Here is a 23,893-nt window from a genome sequence, read left to right as displayed (position 1 = left end):
CCTGCCGGAGCTTCTGACGATGAAGTCGAGGGTGAGGTTCTTGCTTGCGGTCGCGCTAGGGGCGATTGTCGGAGGACTGGCAGTCTTCTTCGTGCGCCTGCCAATTGCTGAAATTGCCGAATTCATCAAGGGCAATCCCGCTGCTGCAGTAGCGGCGGTCGCTGCCGTCTTCGCATTCATTGCGGGCGTGCTCGGGCCTTTGGTTCAGTGGCGGATCGGACGGCGGCAAGCCATTGCAAGTCAAACATCGGCAGAAGCCTCAATGCTCACCGCCCGCACGGCTGGCGCTCGAGAGATCGCTAAGTTGCGGATGAGTTGGATGGAGGAATTGCGACAGTCCCTTTGTGAGTATCACGCCATCCTCATGAGCACCGAGGATGGAGAGGAGTTGAAGGCAGAGGATGTGAGAACGCTATCCCGCCCGCCTGGGCACACAGCTGGACTTGCTGCTCAATCGCAGGGATCAACTGCAGCAACGTTTGTGGGAAATAGCAGACAAACTCTACAAGCTAGACTCCCAGTCAGAAAGGCAAGGCTTAGACGAGCGCTAGTCGAGGCGGGTAGAGACGTGCTGAAGGAAGAGTGGGAGAAGGTAAAGCGGGAGATGCGGGGCGACGAATTTCAGACAGGCGAGTACGGGAACAGCTGAGGTTAGTCGGTGTTAGAACGAGCGCTGAGCATATGAGTCCATCGTCATATTATTCGAAGGAGATGCTTGAGGCCGTCCCGCTAAAGGCGCAAGATTGGCGAGGACGTGACCGAGAAGCTGGAGCTGGTTCCGCACCAGTGGAAGGTGATCCAGCACGTGCGCGAGAAGCTCGTCTGCCGGGCCTGCGAAGCGATCACTCAACCGCCGGCCCCCTCGCATCCGATTGCGCGCGGGCGTGCAGGACCCAAGCTGCTGGCCCCTGTCCTGTTCGCCAACTACGGCTGCACCTGCCGCTTCATCGTCAGAGCGACGTCTACCAGCGTGAAGGCATCGATCTCGACGTATCGACGCTCGCGGACTGGGTAGGTGCCTCCGCGGCAACCCTGATGCCTCTGGTCGATGCGATCCGGAGCCACGTCTTCGCAGCCGCGCGCATCCACGCAGATGACACCACGGTGCCGGTCCTGGCCAAGGCAAGACCCGGACCGGTCGGCTCTGGACCTACGTACGCGACGACCGTCCGTTTGCCGGCCCAGATCCGCCGGCGGCCGTGTTCTTCTACTCGCAAGATCGTGGCGGTGCGCATCCGGAGCAGCATCTCGCCGGCTATGCCGGACTGATGCAGACCGACGCCTACGCCGGTTTGGCAGGCTCTACGAGGCCAATCGCAAGGGCGGCCCGATCATCGAGGCCGCGTGCTGGGCGCACGGCAGACGCAAGTTCTTTGATCTGGCACGGCTTACCAAGCGCCGATCGCGGCTGAGGCCGTCAAGCGTATCGATGTCCTGTTCGCCATCGAGCGTGAGATCAACGGTCTTGCGCCGGAGGGAGCGCCTGCGTGTGCACCAGGAGCGTAGCCGCCACCTGATCATCGAGCTTGAGGCGTGGTTGCGCGAACAGCGTGCCAAGCTCTCCAGGAACAACGACACGACCAAAGCGATCAATTATTGCCTCAGCCGATGGGATGCATTTAGCCGCTTCCTCGATGACGGACGGCTTTGCATGTCGAACAATGCTGCCGAGCGCGAGCTACGGGCGGTCGCCGTCGGGCGAAAAAATTGGACCTTCGCCGGGTCCGATGAGGGCGGCCGGCGTGCGGCCGCCATCTACAGCCTCATCGCCACCGCCAAGCTCAATGACATCGACCCACAGGCTTGGCTTGCCGAAGTGCTGGCGCGCCTACCGGATCACCCCGCCAAGCGCATTGACGAACTGCTGCCTTCTGGCGGCCTCAAAGCGTCGCTCACGCCGCTTAAGCGCGATCAGCCTTCCGTCAAATCCGGCTTGCCCGGGGGCCTTCGCCGGATGCGTATTGATCAAGAATAACCACGCTGACTGCACATTCCTCGTTGCGTATTCTTGAGGGTCACAGGCGCTTCCGGGCACCAAGCCTAAAACCCACCGAATATTTTCACATCTAGCACGTAGTGGGAGACGATGCAGACAGAGATGCGACGGGTAATCCAAAATGCGATACCCAATAGAATGCCACTAATGAATGCATTGACAGTATCCGCAAGGCCCGAAGTCAGGTGGACCAACGCGAAGATAAGCGCGCCAAAAAGCGTTGCCGATAAAGATCTTCTTGGCCCAAAGATCGAGAATATTAGTCGTCGAAAGACAAGCTCCTCACTAACAGCCACCAATAATATGCCGAATACGAGGTCCACCCACCTTACGTATACATTCGTAATGATTGGCATCGACGACAAACGAAAATAGTCAAGGTTGTCCCGCAAAATTGGAAAGACCAAGGTTTGCCGCAACAATTCTGCGGACAGCAGACCAGCGAGAACAACACCAGAAACGAACCATCCCGCTCGAAACTTAGGCCGCTCAATGAGCCCAGCTTGAAAGCCGAGCATGACTCCAAGCAGTGAAACACATCGCACCGCGTAGTCCATGGCCAACCAGACAACATAGTCCTCTTGGTCATCATAAAGCAGGATGATCCGCTTGATAATGAATGGACCAATCGCGAGAATGATGGCGAACCTTGCAAGCCAGGTCATTTTAGGTCGACAGCCGTCATCAGATCCGGTCGCCAGCATCTCAGCACTCACTCGTCGTCTCAAATATTCGAGTCTTCAACGTGGCCGTCGAACTTCTTCAGTTTATCTGATCACGCTGCCAGAGTCTGCTCTTGTACCTCCCTGGGGCGGCTCTCTCAACGGGGGGAGAGGTTTCGGCCGCGGTGTTAGCCATCGGAAGAAATCTTCAAGCCAAGGTGGAAGCGAAGGCGGGGGAGGTTGAGGAGGGAAAGGCGGGAGAGGAGGAGGAGCCACAGGCGGGACAGGAGGACGATCCTCGTGGCAATGTGACCAGCGCGGAGGACAAACGGGCGGAGGTTGGCAATTTTGGTCCTGAGGACAAGGCGGGGTGGGGCCCTCCGATTGCAATCCGAGCGGGTCAGAGTGTTGGATTGGGTTACTGCTGGCGTAGCGATAGAGATTGATATCACCACCTCCGAGACCGATGGGATCTTCGGAAATGAACTTTCCCCACGTAGGGCTGTAGTATCGGTTGCGGTAGTGCAGGAGGCCGGTGCCATCGTTCTCGCGGCCGGTGTACTGGAACGGATTGTCCGACGCGCTCCCCGTGACTTGCGCAGCACCGTAGGGATCGTAGCCGTAGCTCGTCTGCACCGCGCCCGAGGATGCCAGTGCCAGCGTCGAGCCGAGCAAGTCTGTGAGGATGGCTGCCCCGTTGCGTGCAAAGCGTTCGTCGATATTGAGGCCGTTCACGACGTCCGCACTTGGCATGCCGCCCTGCTGCTCCTGCGCGACATCCCAGCCGTCGTAAAGGAACGAAGTGGCGGTGCCGCCGCGCGTTGCCGTCTGCCGGCGCCCGAACGCGTCATACACAAAGCTCGCGATGCCCGGGATTCCCGTCAGGCGGTTGCGTGCATCCCAAGTGTAGGTGTTTACGCCATCGCTGGTCAGATTGCCATTGGCGTCCCAGGTTGGCGCTGTCGTGACGCCAGCCGCCGTGCGCGCGCTCAGCCTGTTGGCAGGGTCGTACATCGCAGATGTCACCGCAGTAGGCAGCAGTGATTGAAACAGTGTGCCGCCACGAGACACAATGTGTCCGGCAGCGTCATAACTATAAGTGAGATTACCCAGCGTGGTTGAACCGTTGGCGTAGCTGATGCCGGTGAGCTGCGAGGCTGCATCCCACGTGTAGCTCGCAATGACACCACCCGGCAGCGAGGCTGAAGTGCGGCGGCCGGCGGCATCGTATGCAAAACTCAGGCTTGTGCTGCCCTGTGTGATTGCTGTCAGGCGGTTGGCATTGTCATACGAATAAGAGACCTGCGCCTGGCCTGCCGCCTGCATGGTAAGCCGCCGCCCCGCGGCATCGTAGGTGTAGCTGACCGTGCCCTGCGGTGTTGTCTCACTCGTGAGCCGATCGAGGTCGTCGTAGGCGCGTGTTACGGTGCCACCAACGCTGTCCTGGACCTGCGTGAGGCGTCCGCCGAGATCCCAGGTCCAGGCAATAGTACTGCCATCGGCATGCGTTGCTGTCACGGGACGATTCAGCGGATCGTACGTCACGGACTTTGCCTGAGACTTCCGATCCGACGAGGCCAGCACGTTGCCCATGCCGTCGCGCTGCATCACGCTCTCCACTGCATTGACGGCATCGGTACGTGTGGTGAGCAGATTCCGGCTGTCATAGGTGTAGGAAATCTGACCACCGCGTGCGTCGGTAACAGTCGCAAGCTTTCCAATTGGCGTATATGTATTTGTAACTGCGGCGCCGTTGCCTTCGATCGTCTGTAGCACACCGTTGATCGGATCGCGCACGAGCGTTGTCTGCGACCCCATCGGGTTGGTGTATCGCAAATTCCTGCCAATAGCGTCGGTAGAGAGTTCTGTCACACGACCAAGCTGGTCGATCACGGAGGAAAGATCTCCATCGAAGCCGTAGCTAAACTGATTCGTGTTGTTCAGTGCATCCTTTGTCATCAGCAAACTACCGGCGGCATTGTACGTATAACTAGTGGTGTTGCCGTTCGCATCGGTGACTGCAGTCGATTGACCTAGACTATTGCGCTGATACGTCGTGACGTGTCCGAGTGGATCAGTTACGCTAGTGAGCTGGTTGAAGACGGGCTCATAGGTGTAGCTCGTGGTCGCAGCGTTGGACGTGCCGGCGAGTCGGGTCACGCTCAACGTGTTGCCATTGTCGTCGTAGGTGAAGTCAGAACGGCGTCCGAGCGGATCAGTGGCGGAAGTGACAAAATGAGAGACCGGATCGCGGACGTAGACCCGTGTCGACTCCTGCGGAGTACCCTGCGCAAGTGTATCGCTCAATACGTAACCGTTTCCATCGAACACAGCCGTTCGAACATTGCCGCGCGGATCAGTGACTGTAGTGGTGCGCCCAGCCGACGTCGTTGAGTATGAGAACCCATACGAACTTCCATCGGCCAGCAACTGCGACGTCACTCTGTCTGAGGTATCGTAGGTATTGGTCAGATACGTAATGCCGCGAGCATCTTTGATTGATTGAACTCTGTTCGAGCTGTCCCAGGTATAGATCGTGACACCACCATTGGGGTCCGTGATCGTCGTCAACCGGCTCGAGGAGTCATAGGTATATGTCACCGTGCGGCCGATGTTGTCCACCGCCTGGGTTATACAGTTATTGCCATTATAGCTGAAGCGGATGAATCTGCCGTTCGACGCGCTTACTTGGACAAGATTGCCGGAGATGCCATTCGAGTAGGTCAGCGTCACCTTGTTGCCGAACCGGTCCTGAATGCTCTGCAACGGCGCGTTTTCGCCAAACACGTACGTCACGCCGTCGGTCCGGACCAAGTTCCAGCCATTGCCGTTCCAGTCGATACGGGATTTATAGAAGGGACCTGGCGTATTTGTCGTGAAGTGAGCTGTCACAAAGCCATTGTCGGTCGGATTGTTGGGGTCGATGATTCTCGTGTAATGCACCATGCCGCCATCCGGCATGATGAGATCCACCTGCTGATATTGATTGGCAGAGTACAGCTTCGACCCGTAGGTCAGTGAAGTACCGACCCCGAAGTTGCGACGGTTATAGTCGGCCGGGCGATAGGTTCGGGTCACCGCCAGCGGCGTCACACCACCGAGCAGCAAGTCTGTTTGAGTCTGAACGAAGAACCCGGACGCCAAATCAATCGGGTCGCCGTCTGTTGGTGGCGGACCAGCGGGGCCTCCATCGGGTCCGCCGAAAGGCGCCCCCGGCCCGGGACCTCCGTTCCCATCGCCCCCACCTGGTCCTCCGCCCCCAGCAGGCGTACCGCCTTGGCTGAACATCGCGCCTGAGAGGGCGTAAATGCGGGTGTCCGGATCTGGCACCACCTGTTGGCCATCAGCAGAGACAGAGCCCGCACCATATGCCGACCATCCGAGTCCATCAGGCTCGTAGCGCCAGAACACACCACGCGCCTTTGGGAGCTCGCGCCCATAGTTGGGGTAGACGACCTGCATCCCAAGCCATTGCCCATCGGTGCTGCTGATCACGGCCCCGCCCGGCTGGGCCGTGAAGTAGATCGGAACCTCGACGTGGCGCGGCAGCGGGAACGGCGGACGGTTGACGGGAATCGCCGTCAGGCCGACACGCGTGACGGCTTCACCATCAATGCCTGTCAACACCGCCCCCTTCGGAATTCTCAGCTCCAGTCCCGGCACGTTTGGCGTCGTGGCGACTGCATCTTCTGCCAATGGGACGCCAAGCACCGTCTCATGCGCGTGATCGATGCGGGGCAACCAGCTCACCCACGGCAGCGCCGTGGTCCGCCCCGCCTCCGCCTTCACACGCGTCTCGTGGATGCCGTGATCGACCGCCTCGGATCGATTGGCTTCACGAGCCTTGCGGCCATCGATCACTAGCACGGCTTCGCCCGGGGAGACGCGCTCTAGAAGATACAGGCCGTGTGCGTCGGTTTGCGCCCGCACCGTTCCCATGCGCAAGGTCACGCCTTCCAATGGCGTTCCGTCCGTTGCCAGGACGCGGCCCGCGATCGCGGTCACACCATCCGCGGCTACGCGCAGCGGCGGGCTGCCTTCCGGCGCCGGATCGGAGGGCGCATCGCGCAAGGAGATCTCGCCGGCAGGTATCGGCGCGACGAACGGTGTCGCCGGGCTGATCGGTGCGACAACCCGCTCCGAAGCAGGAACGGGCGCTGCCTGGGCCAGCGACATCAGGCCCGGTTCGAGGCCAATCAAAGCAGCCAGCAGAACACGCGTCGACAGGGTCATCAAGCCTGTGAAGGTCATCGGTCGGCTCATCTGCATAGCTGCACTCACTGCTGCTTCGTTCGCATCTGCTTCTGCATGCGTATCTGGTCTTGCGTGATACGCTCCGGCGGCGGCTGTCGGGTGCGCGTGGCAGGATCGCACTCGGCGCTGGAGAAGTCGGTGAGCACCACGCCGGCATCCGGAATCACCTGTCGGCCATCACTGCTCACGGTGCCCTGGCCATACGGGGCCCAGCCGTTGCCATCCGGCTCGTAGCGCCAAAGCGTTGCGCGCGCCTTCGGCAGCTCCTTGTCGAAATTTGGGAACACCAGCCTCGCCGTGCCGATGCCGCCCTTCGCGTCATAAAGACATGCCGCACCAGGCTGGATGATGAAGAACGTCGGAATGTTGGCATTGGCCGGCAGCGGCACCGGGGTCCGGTCGGCCGGCACCGCCGTGATCCCGACGCGGCGCACCTCGCGCCCATCGACGTCGCGGATCACGACGCCGGCATCGATGCGCAACTCGAGATCGGGGGCTCCAGGCGTGCGCACCACCACCTCGCTCCGCGTCGGCACGCTCAAGGTCACGTCATGGCTGTGATCGATGAGCGGAAGCCAGTTCTTGTAAGGCAGCACATTGGTCTGCCCGGCCTTTGCCTCTACCCGCGCCTGATAGAACCCGTAGTCGGCATCGCGCTTGGCTCCCGCGCGCCGGCCATCGATATGCAGCACGCTGGGCCCTGGCTGGACATAGGTGAGCAAGAACCGACCGCTTGCGTCGGACGTCGTCTTGGCGCCGACAGCGCTCAGCTCCACCCCGGGCAGCCCCCGCCCATCGAGGTCCACCACCTGGCCGGAGAGCGACGTGACACCGTCCGGCCCCTGCAACGGAGCATCCGGTTTGTTGTCGGCTGGGCGCAGCGGCTCGGACCAGGCGAGGTTCGCAGCAACCAACAGCGAGACCGTCGCCAACGAGATGCTCTTCATTGCAACAGCCGCAACCGAGTTTGTTCTAGTCCTGATCATGGCGCGCTCACTCCAACGCTGAAGGTACCGATCGCGGTACCCTGTGGATCGACTACGACCGTGTAGGTGCCGCTGGTCGGCAACGTTAGCGAGCCACTCGAGTATCCGTTGTTGCAGGTACCATCACCACGCAGCGTGCTGCCATCCGGCTTCTTCATCGTGATATTGTAGCAAGCCCCAGAGGGTGTGCTGCTTACCCTTCCGATAGAGACCGTGGCGGTTTGGCCCCCGGAGGCAGCGAACGCAACTTGGATCGCTTGGCCAGGCACGGTGACGTCGTAATTGGCTGCCGCCTGGCCGATGCTCGTCGTTCCCGCAGTGTCGGGCGGAACGTCGTACAGCGTAAATGCTGCCGATCCAGTGCTTACACTCGAAGGATTAAGTGCGATCGAATAAGTTCCCGCGACCGGAAGCACGAGAAGGTCGGTAAATCGAGAGCCACAGCTGTCGTTATTGTAGACCTGCGTCGTCCCGTTCGGTTGCAATACGGTCAGCTTCAAGCAATTCAGACCGCCACTTAGCTGCGTAAGAAGACTTACGCGCTCATTGGCCGTGCCCGCGAAGGTAAGCTCCATGTTCTGGCCGGGTACCGTCGTTGTCAGCGACACCGTACCTCCGCCTGGCGTAACCGTTGCGCTGGCATTCGCTGGCACGTCGTACAAATTGAATGTGACCGTGCCCGTGTTCACACCGCCTGGATTGATCCGTATGGTGTACGTGCCTGCAATCGGCAGCACCAAGATGTCGCTAAAAAAGGTGCCGGAGCCGCAATCCTGTCTAGTGTAGACCGATGAAACTCCATTTGGTTGCAGGACGCTTGTATCCCAGCAGGAAAAGCCAGTCGGCTGCACGGCCAAGCTCACCCGCTGGTTCGCCGTGGCGACGAACGTCAGGCTCATATTCTGGCCCGGTGCCGTTGTCGTCAGCGACACCGCGCTTCCGCCTGGCGAGATCGTCCCGCTAGCATCCGGCGGCACATCGAATAGCGTAAGCGTGAGCGTGCCGGTCTGGAAACTACTAGGATTGATCTTGATCGTGTACGTTCCAGAGACGGGCAGTACCAGGACATCCGTGAAGAACGTACCGCCGCCACAATATGAAGTGGAGTAGAACTGCGTCGCACCATCCGGCCGCAGCACCTTCATATCCCAGCAAGAAAAGCCACTGTTCTGTGTGGTTAAACCGATGCGTTGGTTAGCCATCCCACTAAACGTGAGAGTCATGTTCTGGCCGGGTGCCGTCGTTGTCACTGGCACAGCGCTGCCACCGGCCGACAAGGTGCCAGTCGCATCTGGCGGCACGTTGTATAGTGTAAATGCGAGGGTGCCGGTCTGGAAGCTGCTCGGATTGATCAGGATCGTGTACGTCCCCGATGCCGGTAAAGTGAGGACATCTGTAAAGAACGTCCCACTGCCACAAGTCTGGTTCGAATAGAATTGCGTTGTTCCACCCGGTTGCAGAACTTTCATGTCCCAGCAAGAGAAGCCGCTGGCCTGTGTGGTAAGGCTGATATTCTGATTGGCGCTCCCGCTGAACGTGAGGCTCATGTTCTGGCCGGGCGCGGTCGTCGTCATCGGAACAGCGCCGCCACCGATAGCCAGGGTACCTGTCAAATCTGGGGGGACGTCATATAACCTGAACGTAGCTGTACCAGTGTTGGGGCCAGCGGGATCGAGAATAATCCGATACGTTCCCGCAACTGGCAATACCAGAGTATCCGTGAAGAATGACCCGCTGCCGCAGGGTGCAGAGTAGTGTGACGTAGCTCCGCTCGGCTGGACCACAGCCCACGCCCAACAGGAGAAGCCGCTGACTTGAGTCACCAGGCTGATGCGTTCGTTGGCAACGCCGGCAAACGTGAGACTTGCGTTCTGGCCAGCCGTCGTTGTCGTGAGCGACACCGGACTGCCGCCCGTAGATATAGTGCCGGTCACGTCTGGCGGCACATCAACGAGTGTGATAGTTATCGACCCGGCCGCTCCCCCTGGAACGACAAGAACCGCATATGTTCCGGCGTGCGATATCACGGCCGTATCCGCAAATGATCCGGTCGATGCGGCCGACGATCCAAGAACCAACGTGTCTGGCCCCAAAATTTGCACCGCGCTTCCGGTCGAAGACGCCGTCACTTGAGCCGCGAGCCGCCGGCCCACATTCGCGTCAAACAAGATCAACCCGATCTGCCCGGCTGTCGCGATGTTGATCGTCACCGAACTTCCGATCGACGAGGTGACTACCGAGCCTATGTTGCTCGGGACGTACGGCACTGGCGTCACTGTAAGATAGCCGCTGAAGGTCTCTGTGCCTTCGGGCGTGATAACACTTACCCTGCCGGACGACACAATCGGGACAACCGCTGTTAACGTGGTGGCATTTACAGAATTTATCTGCGCGTACCGACCATTCACGAGAACCTTGTTATTGCTGACAACCGAGTCGAAGTTCGTCCCAGTAATTGTGATCGTATCTCCTGGCTTCACCTGGCTTGGAGAAACAGACGCTATTGTCGGCGCGCCTAAAACCGGGATCGTGAAACTGGCGATCGAACTCGCACTTCCGGCCGGAGAGGTCACGGAGACCGGCCCAGTCGTTGCCCCTGACGGTACCGCGACCGTGATTTGTGTCGCGCTGACAGCGGTTGGTGACGCCGGCACGCCATTGAATGAAACCGTTGTATTCGTCAGAGATCCGAAGCCGGTGCCGTAGATCGTGATCATCTCCCCGGCGCGTCCGCGGCTCGGCGACGCCTGCGCCACAACAAGATCGCTTATTGGCCGCCGCACTACCGAAAGGATGTTGCCCACAGCATCGTAGTTGTACTGCGCGCTGCCATTTGTCGGATCGACCATTACAGTCAATCTGCCTGCGGGATCATAATAGTACTGCGCACTGTCGGCGCGTCCCGCGGCGAAACTGGCAAACCAAATCGTAAGTGCCGCAACGAAAACGGCAATTGCTTCCAGTGCTATCTTTCTTCGTCTGAGTTTGGGTGGGGCGAGGTCTGGGCGGTCGATGAGAGAACCGGACACATAGGACGCCGAGATCCGGCGAACAACTGCATATGATTGCATACGGCACCACCAGCGCAACGAGGCACACGCCCTCCAGACGAAGGGTCGACGCCAAATTCCAGAAGGATAGAGAAGCAATTCCTGTCCCGCTTCTAGTGAGACACAAATCTCGCACAGGTTGCAAGTCCCTTTTCGCCCATGACGACGCGTACCGCCTCTCACATTTGCTTCACTACCTTACGTCGAATAGTTTTCTGGCCTGAACACATATGCCGCTAAATGCTTGAGAAAACAGCGGTGACGCCATGAGTCAACGATCTCGAAAAACCAGATCTGGGATCACGCATTTCAACCAAGAATATTTTTCTGACGAGACGACTTGATCACCAGAGATCGAGCATTCCTCTCACGCGGTCGGATGACTCCCTAAAGCGAGGCATTGGTGGAACGGACGAATCTACGCGAGATAACGGCCGAGACTCGACGAACTTGGCCTTCTGGTTGGTTCGATAACGATCGCGCGAGGACATCCCCGGCTTCGCAAGCGTCTCTCTGTCGCCAATGGAACGCTTCTCGCCGAAACGTTGTCCACAACTTGCCGCTCGGTATCGGTGACGCGCGCAAGCTCAACACCCAATGCTGAATCGTGCACAATTCCCAGATTCGACCCGGGCAAACCGAACAATTCATACGTGCATTCTAGTGCGGCGCTCGATTCTCTCTTTGACAACCCGGTGAAATAACTCCACTACTACACGTGGTACTTAATGCGCACGACAGCGATGAAACAGATCGTCGATATTGTCAGGTTTGAGTTTGGTGTTCGTGCTTGCGGGGTACTGAGCGCTACCATCCGTTGGTGGATCAACGAACTCGCCCAGTCGATTCCATCTTCGATCCGGCGCAAATTCTCGCCGGCGCAAGAAAGGCGTCTTGTGCGAGTCCAGGACGAGCAAGTCGAAATCAGCGACGACGATCTCCAGACTGGAAACTGGAAGGTGTTGCCTCTCCCGGCGGACTGCCATGAGTCGGAGCCGGAACCCGTGGCACTACTGCTGCCTGTCACCATGGTCTTGCGACGCACGATTGAACTCCCGCTCGCAGCCAAGGCTACCCTGCACGAGTCGGCCTCGTTCCAAATTGGGCGTGTGACGCCGTTCGAGCCGAACGAGGTGCATTACGTCGCGCGGCTTTTGGCGCAAGACCGTCAAAGGAAGACCATTCGCGCCGAAATTGCGGTAACACCACGCGAAGCGCTCAAGCGTGCACTTGAGCATCTCACCACCCACGGTCTCCAACCGACCGCGATTTTCGTCGAGGGCGATGCCTCGCAGCCGCCTCTGGATTATCTCCCGCAGATTGGCGCAAAGATTGCGCCCAAGACTCAATCCTTCACGAGATTGGCACTTGCCGTTGGCGTTCTGCTGCTGATCAGCGCACCTTTTCTGGTTGTCTTTCGGATCCATCTCCTGGCTGAAACATCGCGGAGTCAAGCGGCCCTTGCCGCAACAATTGCTGCCAAGGCGTCCAACGCGCAAGCCAGACTGGACGCGCTCATCGCATCGGAGAGTTTTTTGCCGGATCGACTGCGCGGTCCGCACTCCCTGGAATTTCTTGATGCGCTCAGCCGCCAGATACCAGACACCGCCTGGGTATTTCGCCTGGAAATCCGCGCAGGCGATGCCACCCTCTCTGGCCTCACCTCCGATCTTCCTGCGCTGCTGCAGCAGCTTGCGCGTCCGCCGTTGTCCGCGCCCGAACTGGCCGCGCCGGTCGTCCAGGGCGTCGTAGGTGGCCCAACGAGGTTCGAGTTGCGCGTACAGTATGGGTCAGCTCAATGACCCTGTCACCGCTTGCAAGTCGACTGATAGCATGGGGACTTCTCGCTAATTTGTGCTGGGCGGCTGGCGCTTTCGTTGCTGCCCCGCTGTTGCGGCAAATGGCTCAAGATCGCGAGACCATCGCAAGCTCGAACGAATTGCTGGCCCGATATCGCCATCTCGAGGCCAGCTTGCCTGCTATCGAAGCACAACTCGACGAACTCCAAGGCAGGAGCGCTACAGCCAAATACTTCTTTGCGTCCGCATCGCCAGCACTCGCCGCAGCCGAGATGCAGAACTCGCTTCGGGGTCTGGTTACTGGCAGTGGCGCTCTCTTGCGCAACAGCAAGAGCCTGCAAGCCGCGCTGGAGAAGGGATTTGATCGGATCGGCCTTGACCTTGACCTGACAGCCTCCGCCGCCGAGTTGAGCAAGCTGCTGCGAGCCATCGCCGGCGCGGAACCAATCGTCGTCGTCGAGCGGCTATTCGCCCAAGTGCCCGAGACGGGCGCGACGGCAACGGCCGCAGACGGGCAACCCGCGCTCAGCATCAGCCTGCGGCTTGTCTCCTATGCAAGGCGGACGCAGGCAGGCGTCAGATGATTGTCGTTTGGACCGCGCAGCTACGCGCCGTACTCGCTCTTGCGGGCGGCCTTGGCGCGATCACCTTGGGGTGGGCAGTCTCAGCCAATACTGAGATGCCGGCGTCGAGCTTGCAGCCAAGGACGGGCGAGACGCTTTTACCGCAGATGCCGCTGCGCCACCTGGCCTCGGAATTCCAGGCGATCGTCGATCGTCCTCTGTTCTCGCAAACAAGACGGCCAACACCTCCCAAAGTCGCCGCAGCGGAGCCGAAGCCTCAAGCCGCTTCTGTAGCGCCTCCACCGCCATTGTCCGCAACGCTCATTGGAATCATCATCTCACCCGATGTGAAATCTGCCGTCGTTCGGCTAAGCAGCGGCAAGAGTGTCACCGTCGCCGAAGGCGGCTCGATAGACGGCTGGGAACTCAAGCGGGTGTCGCCCGATCTCGCTCAGTTCCAGCACAAGGACGTCAATCTCGACCTTTCTTTTCCGGCTCACCAAGCCTCGCCAGCTCAAGTCGCGCGCACAGCCGTTCCAGGAGCGCTCGTGCGCAGAAGGCAATGACCGATGAGGTTTGGTAGTCAAAAGATCCCTCTCCCACGGCTGCTCATAGTACTTTCCCTTTCGTCGGCGCTCGGTGCATGCCAGACCTTTGGCCCGGCCATTCCGGATCAGGCATTGGACGACGCCAGCCCAGGTCCTTTTCGGCCGTTCCGCTCGTCGATGAATACGGCTCCCAGGGCGGGAGCTCCTCCGCCTTCGGCAGACGCGGCCACCGGAGCTAGTGCGCCTATCTTGGTGCGCGGTGCCAACGACCTGCCGGCCATCGCTGCCGATGTCCCGACCGCAACGATCAAGAATGGCGAGTATGTGCTCAATTTCGACAACGTTGATATCCGGGACGTTCTCAAGGCCGTCCTCATCGACATGCTTGGAATCAATTACATCGTTGATCCCGCCATCCAGGGGACCATCTCGCTGCGCACCGCCAAGCCTCTCTCGCGAGCAGCTATTCTGCCGGCCTTCGAAGAAGCTCTCAAGCTAGCTGGCGCAGCTCTGGTCCCTGGCTCCTCGGGGTATCAGGTGGTGCCAATCGCGAACGCGGCACAACGCGGTGCAATCGGCCTCTCCGGAAATTCACTGAGCCCAGGGTATCAAGTCAGGCTCGTTCCCTTGCGCTACGTCACCGCGCCCGATGTTCAGCGTGTCCTCGACCCCCTGGTGCCGCCTGGGACAGTGATTCCGGCGGCCGCATCCAACGCCAGCCTAATCACTCTGGCAGGCACTGCGAGCGACGTCGACCGTGCCGAGCGAGCGATAGCAATGTTCGACGTCAATTGGCTACGCAGTCAATCCTTTGGACTATTCCCCCTGCGCTACTCCTCAGCCGCCAATGTCGCGGAAGGCCTCAATAGCGTTATTGGCAAGCAGGGACCGTTGGCCGGAGTCGTGCGGATCGTCCCTATCGCTCATCTCAACGCGATTCTGGTCGTTTCGAAGAACTATGCCCACGTCGAGGAGATGCGGACCTGGGTCGAGCGCTTCGATCGCGGCCGGAACGTGTTGAAGCCCCGCCTGTTCGTCTACCACGTGCAGAATGGGCGTGCGCGGGACCTTGCGAGCGTCCTTACCAAGGCTCTCTCGCAATCCCGGGCCGGCACCACGTCAGCTCCAACCAGCCCGTCTGCCGTCCCGTCGGTCGACGACTTTGCCCCTCCGACCGAGTCCCCGCCGCCGATCTCGCCGGGACTCAGTTCGCCGCTTGTGAACTCAGCGAGCGGCGGCTCCGGCGCTGCACTAGCGTCACTCACCACACCAGTCGGCTCAATTACGGCGTCCACGCCGGATAACCCGGGGAGTGATGCCGGGGCGGCTTTGACGGACCTGCGGATCACCGCCGACGAACCCAACAATGCCCTTCTGATCATGACGACACCCGAGCGCTACGCTCAGGTCGAAGCGGCACTGGTCAGGCTCGATGCCGCTCCCTTGCAAGTCATGCTTGAAGCTTCGATCGCCGAAGTCGATCTCAACGACGGCTTCCGGTATGGCGTCCAGGTATCGCTGAACACGGGTGCCTTCTCGGCCTTGAGTTCGGCGGTTGCAGCTACGGCGCTTGGGCCGGCCACCGGAGGTCTCTCCGCCGCGCTGCTCCGCAGTGATATCAAAGCGACATTGGATTTTTTATCGAACTACACGACGGTTCGCGTGATTTCGGCGCCGAAGCTGATGGTCTTGAACAATCGAACCGCGTCGCTCCAGGTCGGCGATCAGGTCCCTATCGCAACTTCCTCATCCGTCAGCAACATCACACCTAACGCTCCGACCGTTAACTCGATCCAGATGTACGACACCGGCATCATCCTTCGCGTCACCCCTCGTGTGAACCGCAATGGCAGGGTCCTGATGGACATCGCCCAGGAGGTCAGCCAGAGCATCCCGACCACGACTTCGACGTTGAACAGTCCGACCATTCAGCAGCGCCGTGTCGCCACTTCGGTCGTCGTCGAAGATGGACAAACAGTCGCCATCGGAGGATTAATCAGCGACAGTCGTGCACGTGATCGCAGGGGCGTCCCATGGCTCAAGGACGTTCCTGGGGTCGGGCCGCTTTTCGGAACGAGCGACGACCGGATCAACCGCACCGAGCTTCTGGTGCTGATCCAACCCCATGTCATTCGTAATGCCGCCTCCGCCGATGCGGCCACAGATGAACTCAGTGCAAAACTTCCGATGCTCCATGACAGTTTCCGTGCGCCGCGACGCCCCTGAAGATCGTGATAAAGGCTTTGCCCTCGTTCTCGTGCTCTGGGCTCTGCTCCTCTTGTCGGTCCTGGCCGGCAGCTTCCTGCTCGAGGCCCGGGCGGCAAAGACCATTGCGAATACTGCGGTGTCGCAGCTGCGAGGCCGCATGATCGCGGACGGCGCAATCAATCGGGCCATTCTGTCGCTGCTCGACCCCCGTGATCCGGTACGGCTCCCTCTGGACGGCGCGCCCCGCGAGATCAACTTCCTGGGAGCGCGCGTCGTTCTCAGTTGTGAAAGCGAGGCGGGAAAACTGGATCTCAACGCTGCGTCGCCCCAACAACTAATCTCGATATTGCAAGCCCAGGGCCTGTCGAACGATGAAGCCGAGTTCATTGCCCAGCAGATCGAGGTCTGGCGCTCGCCCCTCCGGAATTCACCGGTCGAGCCTGTCCTGGCTTTGTACACCGAAGCGGGCCGCACGTACGGTCCGCGCTTTGCGCCATTTCGATCCGTTGACGAACTGCGTCTCGTCATTGGAATGACCGATGCGCTCCAGGCTGCGGTAGCTCCCTTCACGACCGTGTGGTCCAGTAGTGGAACAGTCGATCTAAGCGTCGCGAAGGATGCTCTTCTCCGCGTCCTTGCCGCGGGGAGCGATAATTTCGCCTCGGCTCAACTTGCGGCCCGGCAGAACGGCAACGCAGCTGGAGCGGCCCGAGTAGCGGCAGTTGGCGAAGCCATCACGATCGTCGCCACCGCCGAGTTCTCGGACATGACTGTGAGGCGCTCTGCGTCCATCCAAATTTCGGGCGACCGGGATGAGCCTTATCGAGTGCTCGCATGGCAATAGAAATGTCACCGATCGACGCAAGGCCGCAGATACCCCTCGTTCGGGAAAGGGGCAGACGACACTGGTTGACGCTGCGGTTCGCGATCGCTTTCGGGAGCGCCATGGCGCTCTTCGGCACCGCGACAAACTCCATATCGAAGACGACGGCTGATCATCCCTCCCCGGCTCTGGTGTCATTGGGCGAGCAGCTATTTCGTTCGCCACTGCTGTCCCGCGATGGCTCCACATCATGTCAAACCTGTCATATCCCTGCCTTGGGCTTTTCAGGAGATCGCCCGCTCGCCGTGGGCGTTGCGGGCTTCCAGAGCAGCAGACACGCTCCGTCACTGCTCGGTTTGAAGGAAGCCAAGTCCCTCATGTGGGACGGACGAGCCGGGGACCTGCGCAGCCAGGCGACCTTCCCTCTTGAATCGCCCGAGATGGCGACAGACTGGCCGATCACGCTGGAGCGGCTGAATTCCGATGAAGCCACGGGCAAGCTGGTTGCCGCATTCGGTGCTGCGGATATCGATCGGGATCTGGTCTTGGATGCACTTGCCGCCTATGTCGCCTCGCTCGTGCCAGGAGAGTCCCGCTTTGACCGCTACAATTTCCGTCGCGATGAGCAGGCTCTTACATCTCAAGAGCTGGACGGCTTCAGACTCTTTACCCACAAGGCTCGCTGCGCTAGCTGCCATCTTGTCAATGGGCTGCACGCGCCTTTCACGGACGGAAACTTTCACGCAACGGGCGTGGGCTGCACAGGCGGCTCATGCCTTGATGCCGGCCGCGCTGCGATTACCGGCAACAATTCGGACACTGCTGCTTTCAAGACGCCCAGTCTGCGGGGCGTCGCGCTGCGCCGATACCTTATGCATGATGGAAGCATCTCCTCTCTGCGGGCGGCTGTCGAACGGTACAACCGCGGTATTGGAGAAGCGCCCACTCTCGGTGGCCGGCTTGGTCCTCTTTACCTAAGCGTCGACGAGGTCGACGCGATCATCGCATTCCTGGGTGCTTTGACGCCAGAGAACCTGATCAACACGGACCCCGTTTCGGCAAGCTCCAACATAAAGGAGACCAAGTAATGCGATTCAACATTGCCTCAACGCTCCTCCGTCGCGGAAGACGCTGCGATTTCGTCCACCTACAACCCCGCTCCGCCAGCTCCGGCGACGACGGATTTACGCTGTTGGAGCTTCTGGTGGTCGTCGCCATTCTCGGCTTGCTGATCGGCCTTGTCGCGCCCGTCGCTCTCCGGCAGTTGGGTGGGGCGCGCGTCTCCATTGCCCAACAATCTATCGAGCGGCTGGGTTCGATTCTGGAGATGTACAAGCTGGACGTCGGCGGCTTTCCGACCACGGAGCAGGGTCTGCAAGCCCTCATAACACGACCGACGTCGGCGCCGCGCTGGAACGGTCCCTACGTCAAAGGCGAGGTAGTACCGCTCGATGCCTGGGGCAGGCCCTACATATATCGAAGTCCCTCCCAGCGTCCCGGACGCGACTACGACTTGTGCTCCAAGGGCGAATCCGGGGACGCGAGCAGTAACGGTCCGGAGCTGATCTGCAACGCTTCATGAGCGACATCACTCCAACGACGGCACAGTCATGTTGCAAGAACTTCAGCTTTCTTCGTGGCCGCTTGCTATCTGCGTCGCTCCGATAGCCGGCAGCTTTGCCGGCGTGGTCATAAGGAGACTTCCGCAAAAGCGCGATCTGTTCTGGTCGCGCTCGCGATGCGACGCCTGCAATTGCAAGCTTTCACCTTTGTGCCTCGTGCCTATCATCAGTTATCTGGCGCTGAGGGGACGATGCCGCACGTGCCATGCGTCGATATCCCCATTCCATCTCGCGATCGAGCTCTCCTGCGTGGCCCTTGCGTGCTGGGCCACCATAATCGACCGTGCTCCGCTTTGGCTGTGGACTGCCTGCATCCTCGGCTGGATACTTCTGATCCTGTCCTGGATCGACGCCGAGCATTTCCGTTTGCCGGATGCCTTAACCTTGCCCCTGCTCGCCGCCGGATTGGCTACACAGGCCATGCTCGCGCCGGAACAACTGCCCGAGAGCGTTGTCGGGGTATTGCTCGGTTATACCAGTTTCAGGGCGATCGCGACTGTCTATCGGGCCCTCCGCGGCCGTGAAGGTCTAGGCCTGGGCGACGCAAAGCTCATGGCTGCGGCCGGAGCATGGCTCGGAGGGAGCGCACTTCCCAACGTCGTCCTCCTAGCAGCTCTCCTCGGGATTCTGGCAATTGTGCTCGGCCGGATCAGCGGTCGCGCAATCGATCGAACCGCAGCTATTCCATTCGGGCCATTTCTATCAGCTGCAATCTGGTTGACATATATCTATGGCCCCATGCTGCTCTACCAGCTCGATTGAGATGATCCCGAGGGCCACTGAACGTCTCCCTAGTTCGAACATGGCAGGTCCGAGTCGGGAATCGCACAGGGCCCGGTGGTCAACATGGGAGCCACGATCAATTCCTCGGTCTGGCCACGCCAAACAAAGCGGATTCGGACAAGCTGAGGAAGCCGCGCTTGTGCCAGCCAACTGTCTGTCCATTGAGCCGGCTGACCATCCGCCGCGCCGAAATAGGCGAATGCTCCGTCAGTAGCCCCTTCCAGAATTTCCTGCACCGGAGTCGACGCAGCAGTTTTGCGGGCCGACGGCGACTCGCGATCAAGCTGCCAAGCTGTCCTGAGTTTGCCCTCTCCGGTGAAGTCAATTGCATAGGCCACAATGTCCTGGGCACCGAAGCGCGGAGCCAGCGGCGCAAGGAACTTGATGTGATCTCGACTTCCTTCAAATCGTATAGTCCCGTGGGACCAACTTCCGAGTTTTTCCGACGACACTCTTGATAGCAGCTGCCTCATCTGCCTGCTGATCGCGAGAAGCTCTTCGTTGTCGCTATTGCGCAGCAATGTTCGCTGCAAGGTGCCGGAAGCCGTATGCAAGCCGGAGGCGACCAAAGCTCCGAGCATACCCGTGAGTGCGAGCACAACGAGCAATTCCACTAACGTCAGCCCCGCGTCTTGTGATGAACGAGCGGGAGTCATGGCAGCTTTGGACCAATCAGGAACGTCTGGAGATGTAGCACCTCTCCCCGACCTTCGGCCGGGACAATGTCCAGAGTGACGGTATGCCCCCTGAGCGGCGGCCTGGGACCATCTGCTGCAATCGGATCGAACGGTTCGAGATGAAGATTCCAGTGCTGTCCGTCGCGCAACTCTCCATCGAGCGAGCGTCTGTCGAGCGCAATCGAACGGCCCAGCGAGGCGACCAGGTTCTCCGCGGCATTTGCCGTCCGCCATGCCCGCTCGGAAGTGGCTCCGGCCAGCAGGCCGCCGCCGAGCGCAAGGTAGTATGCGGCAAAGCCAGTGATGAGAATGACGAGCGCGATCAGCATCTCCAAGAGCGTGAATCCGCGATCCTTGCCAGACGTCTTACTCATACAATCGAACCTTACCATCGAAGCCGCGCACCCCCACGCGAATAGCCGCAGCTTCCCCCTGTTGCACTGTCAGCCTTCCACCAGTTGCGCTCCCGTCGGGAAAGAAGCGAATTTCATCTATGGCCGATGACACAAGCGGACCACCAGATGTCCCCAGCGTAAGCGACATCCCGCTTGCCAAGGACTTGCGCCGCCCACCGGGGAGAAGTCGGTATCCGTGCCCATCCGACACCAGGGCAGTCACTTGTCCACGCCGAATGGCCTCGTCTCGGCTAAGGCGCAGATCGACGACGAGCGCATGCGCGCTCGCTCGCAATCGCGCGCCTTCGTTTAATCTCAATTTCGGCAGGGACATCGCGGCGAGCCCTCCGAGGATCGCCAGCACGACCAATAGCTCCAGCAAAGTGAAACCAACGTCTGTGCTTGAGGTGACCGTCTTGAACATCTTCAGTGCAGGAGGTCGTTGATACCGAGCACGGCAAGCATCACCGAGGCAATAATTCCCGCAACGAGACCGCCGAGGCCGATCGTCAAGATGGGAACAAGCAGCGCCAACGCTCGATCGAGCGTGCGCTGAACTTCGGAATCTAGGAGGTCCGCTAGCCGGAGTAATATAGAATCAAGGCGTCCCGTTGCCTCACCAATCTTGATCATTTGAACCGCAAGCTCGGGAAAGACGTTTCCCTGCGCCAGCGGACCGGCAAGCCCGCTGCCCCCCCTGACCGCGCCGATGGTGCGTTCAATCACCTCGACGATCATCCGATTGCCGAGGACGGGACGTGCAAGCACCAAGGACGGTGCGAGGGTTATACCTCCGCTCAGCAACGTACCCAGCACTCGGACAAAGCGAGCAGCCTCCGCGCGTCGAATCGTCATGCCCAGCACGGGAAGACGCAGCATAATGGCGTCTCTTCGGTTGCAGATGTTTGGATCGGCAAGGAGGCGGCGGCCGACCAGGAAAGACAGGCCGGCACAGACGACTCCCACCCACCAAAATTGTCTCAGCAGAGCGCTTGCCGCGAATGCCATCCGCGTCATCAGCGGCAACCGTTCGCCGGCCTCAGCGAAGATGGGCTCGAGCTGAGGCAGGACGGAGAGCAACACCAATAATACAGATCCGACGGCCGTCATTAGAAGCACGGCTGGATAGATAAGGGCAGAGCGGATCGACTGCCGCACAGCCTCCGCCCGGGAGAGATGATCAGCCAAACGGCCGAGGGTCGCAGCCAGGGCGCCACTCGCCTCGCCGGCCCGCACCATGGCAACGACCAGAGGCGAAAACGTATCGCCATATGCGGCCATGGCGTCGGAAAGACCCGCTCCGCCGCGAAGGCGTCTCAGGAGCTCTGCGGCAAGGTGCTTGATGGCAGCTTGGCCCTCCGATCCGGCAAGCAGCGACAGCGCCGGCTCAAGGGCAACGCCCGCGTCGAGCAGCGGGGATAGGCGGCCCACCAGATCCGCGGCAAGCTTTGGCCCGCGCCGCTGCGCACCGCCGATTTCCTGCGAGAGCAAGGCCCGGAAGCCGGTAACGGGCTCGAACGGCTCAAGGGTGAGCGGCACGTTGCCTTGTGATTGCAGGCGCGCGGCGGCCGCATATCGGTCGGCTGCCTCCAAGCGTCCGCGCGCAACCGAACCGTCCGGGGCAACAACCTTATATTGAAACTGGGCCATGCGTTCCACACGTACCGGTGGCTGTAGCTGAGACCAACACGTCATTATGCTCAAGTGGCCCGCGTCGCGGCAAGCACTTCTTCAACGGTTGTCCGTCCCGCAAGAGCCTTTTCCATGCCATGCGCATGCATGGTCCGCATTCCCTGCTCCATAGCAGCCCGCGCGATCTCGGCAGCCGACGCTCGCCGCAAAACCATCTCGCGAACAGCATCAGTCAGGGTCAAGATCTCGAGGATTGTCGTGCGCCCTCGATAACCGCTTCCGCCACACGAGGCACAACCGCCCGGTTGAAACAGTGTCATCGGGTTTTCGTTGGGAACGCCCAATCGGCTCAAATAGCTCGAACTCGCCTCATATGGTATGCGGCAATCGGTGCATAACGTGCGCACCAGCCGCTGGGCGAGAATGGCATTGCATGTCGATGCGATCAGATAGTCCTCGACCCCCATGTCAAGCAGGCGCGTCACGCCGGTTGCAGCATCGTTTGTATGCAGAGTCGACAGCACCAGATGGCCCGTCAGAGCAACTTGCACCGCAATCTGGGCCGTCTCCAGATCGCGAATTTCACCGACCATGACAACATTGGGGTTATGTCGCAAGAATGACCGCAGTGCACGCGCAAAACTAAGGCCAATGCCAGGCTGCACCTGCACCTGTTGAACGCCCCCAAGCTGGTATTCTACGGGATCCTCAATCGTCATCAACTTACGATCGGACGTATTAAGCAAGGAAAGAGCAGCATAGAGTGTCGTGGTTTTGCCGCTTCCAGTTGGACCGGTTACGAGGATCATTCCATGCGGTGCGCGGAGCAAGGGTGCAAGTTCCGCCATAGCCCGCTCATCGAAGCCAAGCGCGTCGAAATCCAGCTGAACCTGAGTTCGGTCCAAGACTCGGATCACGACACTTTCGCCATGAGAGGTGGGCGTCGTCGCCACGCGAAAGTCAATCTCCCGCCCACGGACTGCGTGGGCAATGCGCCCATCCTGCGGCAATCTCCGTTCGGCGATGTCTAGCCCGGCCATCAATTTTACCCGGCTTACGACGGCGTCGCGTAGCCGAAGAGGCACCGGAGGATTCAAGATGTGGAGGCGTCCATCCACACGCAGTCGCACAGTTAGGCCGTCAGCGGTTGGCTCAAGATGAAGATCAGAACCTCGCTCATCAACGGAGCGTCCGAGCAGGTTGTTCACGAGGCGGATCACAGGGGCATCGCTGGCCGCCTCACGCAGCCGATCTAGATCGGATGTTCCAAGACCCATCCGGGCAACATCGTCACCAGTTTCCGCGCCGGTTTCACCCAACGCATCAGCCGTACTGTGTGAAAAAAGCCTATCAAGAGCGGTATCGATATCCGTCGGCAAAGCAATATACCGATGAACCGGCAATCCGACGAACAATTCGACCGCCTCAGCGGTGGCGTCGTCGAGTGGGTTCGCCATTGCCAACGCCAACTCACCGCCTGTTTCTTTAGCGAAGGGCAATGCACGAGTGTGCCGCAAGAAGGCCGGGCTCAGCCCTTCATAGGGCAATCTGTCGCTTGGCAAAGCTTCCGCATTGATACGCGGCAGGTGAAGCGCCTTGGAAAAAGCGTCCGCCATCTGATGTTCGGTAACGAGTCCAAGTCGAGTGAGTGCAAGCGAGATCGTCTCGCCGGTCTCGGTGGACAGTCGACGCGCCCGCGAAAGCGATTCCTGATTCAGGTGTCCAGCATCGACCAGTATCGATATAGGATCGCTTGACCGTCCACTCACGTCGGCAGTTGACATCGCCTCTCGCGCCGAAACAATGCATGTCTCGTCTTAGCTGAATTGCACTTTCTTTGCAACCCAAGCTCAATGCGAGCTTGTAGGAAGTGGCGCCCCAGAACGAACCAGACC

General features: G+C 59.9%; 20 protein-coding genes and 1 pseudogene. 12 read left to right on the top strand and 9 right to left on the bottom strand.

All coding sequences use genetic code 11. The features are described 5' to 3' along the window. The first annotated feature begins 19 nt into the window (after positions 1–19). The 4 genes and pseudogenes from ACVWYQ_RS31215 to ACVWYQ_RS31200 all read left to right on the top strand — a co-directional run bounded on the left by ACVWYQ_RS31215 (position 20) and on the right by ACVWYQ_RS31200 (position 1,975). Entirely contained in the window at positions 20–649 is a 630-nt protein-coding gene (locus tag ACVWYQ_RS31215; protein WP_456726761.1) for a hypothetical protein, read from the top strand. 93 nt (positions 650–742) lie between these two features. Then, complete coding sequence (locus ACVWYQ_RS31210; protein WP_456727219.1) at positions 743–1,015, top strand: IS66 family transposase zinc-finger binding domain-containing protein; 273 nt, start codon at positions 743–745, stop codon at positions 1,013–1,015. Next, positions 931–1,241: pseudogene (locus ACVWYQ_RS31205) on the top strand (IS66 family transposase); the annotation flags it as partial. The gene ACVWYQ_RS31210 and the pseudogene ACVWYQ_RS31205, both read left to right, overlap by 85 nt. Continuing rightward, positions 1,145–1,975, top strand: a complete 831-nt coding sequence (locus tag ACVWYQ_RS31200) for an IS66 family transposase (RefSeq protein ID WP_456727218.1) — start codon at positions 1,145–1,147, stop codon at positions 1,973–1,975. The pseudogene ACVWYQ_RS31205 and the gene ACVWYQ_RS31200, both read left to right, overlap by 97 nt. Positions 1,976–2,040: 65 nt before the next feature. Here ACVWYQ_RS31200 and ACVWYQ_RS31195 read toward each other — a convergent pair whose 3' ends face one another. Genes ACVWYQ_RS31195 through ACVWYQ_RS31180 form a run of 4 tightly spaced genes read right to left on the bottom strand, consistent with a single transcriptional unit; the run spans position 2,041 to position 10,969 of the window. After that, the gene (locus tag ACVWYQ_RS31195; RefSeq protein ID WP_456726760.1) at positions 2,041–2,712 is read right to left on the bottom strand and encodes a CPBP family intramembrane glutamic endopeptidase; all 672 of its coding nucleotides are present in this window, start codon (positions 2,710–2,712) and stop codon (positions 2,041–2,043) included. Positions 2,713–2,763: 51 nt separating this feature from the next. Continuing rightward, on the bottom strand, positions 2,764–6,909 hold the full coding sequence (locus ACVWYQ_RS31190; protein ID WP_456726759.1) for an RHS repeat-associated core domain-containing protein: 4,146 nt from the start codon (positions 6,907–6,909) through the stop codon (positions 2,764–2,766). Positions 6,910–6,935: 26 nt separating this feature from the next. Next, on the bottom strand, positions 6,936–7,844 hold the full coding sequence (locus ACVWYQ_RS31185; RefSeq protein ID WP_456726758.1) for a carboxypeptidase-like regulatory domain-containing protein: 909 nt from the start codon (positions 7,842–7,844) through the stop codon (positions 6,936–6,938). A 50-nt stretch (positions 7,845–7,894) separates the two neighbouring features. Next, complete coding sequence (locus tag ACVWYQ_RS31180; protein ID WP_456726757.1) at positions 7,895–10,969, bottom strand: IPT/TIG domain-containing protein; 3,075 nt, start codon at positions 10,967–10,969, stop codon at positions 7,895–7,897. A gap of 722 nt (positions 10,970–11,691) precedes the next feature. Here ACVWYQ_RS31180 and ACVWYQ_RS31175 point away from each other — a divergent pair. From ACVWYQ_RS31175 to ACVWYQ_RS31140, 8 genes are all read left to right on the top strand, one after another. After that, positions 11,692–12,750: a PilN domain-containing protein gene (locus ACVWYQ_RS31175; protein WP_456726756.1), complete on the top strand. Its 1,059-nt coding sequence runs from the start codon at positions 11,692–11,694 to the stop codon at positions 12,748–12,750. After that, positions 12,747–13,331, top strand: coding sequence for a type II secretion system protein GspM (gene gspM / locus ACVWYQ_RS31170; protein ID WP_456726755.1), 585 nt, complete (start codon positions 12,747–12,749; stop codon positions 13,329–13,331). Before ACVWYQ_RS31175 ends, gspM begins: the two co-directional genes overlap by 4 nt. Further along, entirely contained in the window at positions 13,328–13,876 is a 549-nt protein-coding gene (locus ACVWYQ_RS31165) for a hypothetical protein (protein ID WP_456726754.1), read from the top strand. Before gspM ends, ACVWYQ_RS31165 begins: the two co-directional genes overlap by 4 nt. A 234-nt stretch (positions 13,877–14,110) precedes the next feature. After that, complete coding sequence (gene gspD, locus ACVWYQ_RS31160; protein WP_456727217.1) at positions 14,111–16,084, top strand: type II secretion system secretin GspD; 1,974 nt, start codon at positions 14,111–14,113, stop codon at positions 16,082–16,084. Beyond that, positions 16,053–16,910, top strand: a complete 858-nt coding sequence (locus tag ACVWYQ_RS31155; protein ID WP_456726753.1) for a hypothetical protein — start codon at positions 16,053–16,055, stop codon at positions 16,908–16,910. Before gspD ends, ACVWYQ_RS31155 begins: the two co-directional genes overlap by 32 nt. A gap of 101 nt (positions 16,911–17,011) precedes the next feature. Continuing rightward, complete coding sequence (locus tag ACVWYQ_RS31150; RefSeq protein WP_456726752.1) at positions 17,012–17,977, top strand: cytochrome-c peroxidase; 966 nt, start codon at positions 17,012–17,014, stop codon at positions 17,975–17,977. Continuing rightward, on the top strand, positions 17,977–18,471 hold the full coding sequence (gspG, locus tag ACVWYQ_RS31145; RefSeq protein WP_456726751.1) for a type II secretion system major pseudopilin GspG: 495 nt from the start codon (positions 17,977–17,979) through the stop codon (positions 18,469–18,471). Before ACVWYQ_RS31150 ends, gspG begins: the two co-directional genes overlap by 1 nt. Before the next feature lie 28 nt (positions 18,472–18,499). Continuing rightward, on the top strand, positions 18,500–19,273 hold the full coding sequence (locus tag ACVWYQ_RS31140; protein WP_456726750.1) for a prepilin peptidase: 774 nt from the start codon (positions 18,500–18,502) through the stop codon (positions 19,271–19,273). Positions 19,274–19,302: 29 nt separating this feature from the next. Here the strand turns inward: ACVWYQ_RS31140 and ACVWYQ_RS31135 are convergent, their stop codons facing one another. Genes ACVWYQ_RS31135 through ACVWYQ_RS31115 form a run of 5 tightly spaced genes read right to left on the bottom strand, consistent with a single transcriptional unit; the run spans position 19,303 to position 23,782 of the window. Then, positions 19,303–19,950: a prepilin-type N-terminal cleavage/methylation domain-containing protein gene (locus ACVWYQ_RS31135; protein WP_456726749.1), complete on the bottom strand. Its 648-nt coding sequence runs from the start codon at positions 19,948–19,950 to the stop codon at positions 19,303–19,305. Beyond that, the gene (locus tag ACVWYQ_RS31130) at positions 19,947–20,345 is read right to left on the bottom strand and encodes a PulJ/GspJ family protein (protein WP_456726748.1); all 399 of its coding nucleotides are present in this window, start codon (positions 20,343–20,345) and stop codon (positions 19,947–19,949) included. Before ACVWYQ_RS31130 ends, ACVWYQ_RS31135 begins: the two co-directional genes overlap by 4 nt. Beyond that, the gene (locus tag ACVWYQ_RS31125) at positions 20,338–20,790 is read right to left on the bottom strand and encodes a GspH/FimT family pseudopilin (RefSeq protein ID WP_456726747.1); all 453 of its coding nucleotides are present in this window, start codon (positions 20,788–20,790) and stop codon (positions 20,338–20,340) included. The genes ACVWYQ_RS31130 and ACVWYQ_RS31125 overlap by 8 nt, the downstream gene beginning before the upstream one ends. Positions 20,791–20,792: 2 nt before the next feature. Continuing rightward, the gene (locus tag ACVWYQ_RS31120) at positions 20,793–22,016 is read right to left on the bottom strand and encodes a type II secretion system F family protein (protein ID WP_456726746.1); all 1,224 of its coding nucleotides are present in this window, start codon (positions 22,014–22,016) and stop codon (positions 20,793–20,795) included. Positions 22,017–22,066: 50 nt separating this feature from the next. After that, the gene (locus ACVWYQ_RS31115) at positions 22,067–23,782 is read right to left on the bottom strand and encodes a GspE/PulE family protein (protein ID WP_456726745.1); all 1,716 of its coding nucleotides are present in this window, start codon (positions 23,780–23,782) and stop codon (positions 22,067–22,069) included. Between the last annotated feature and the right edge of the window lie 111 nt (positions 23,783–23,893).

It is taken from the genome of Bradyrhizobium sp. USDA 3397, from assembly GCF_054060965.1.
The sequence above is the reverse complement of the archived record's forward strand: the minus strand, read 5'-3'. Positions and strand labels throughout refer to the sequence as shown.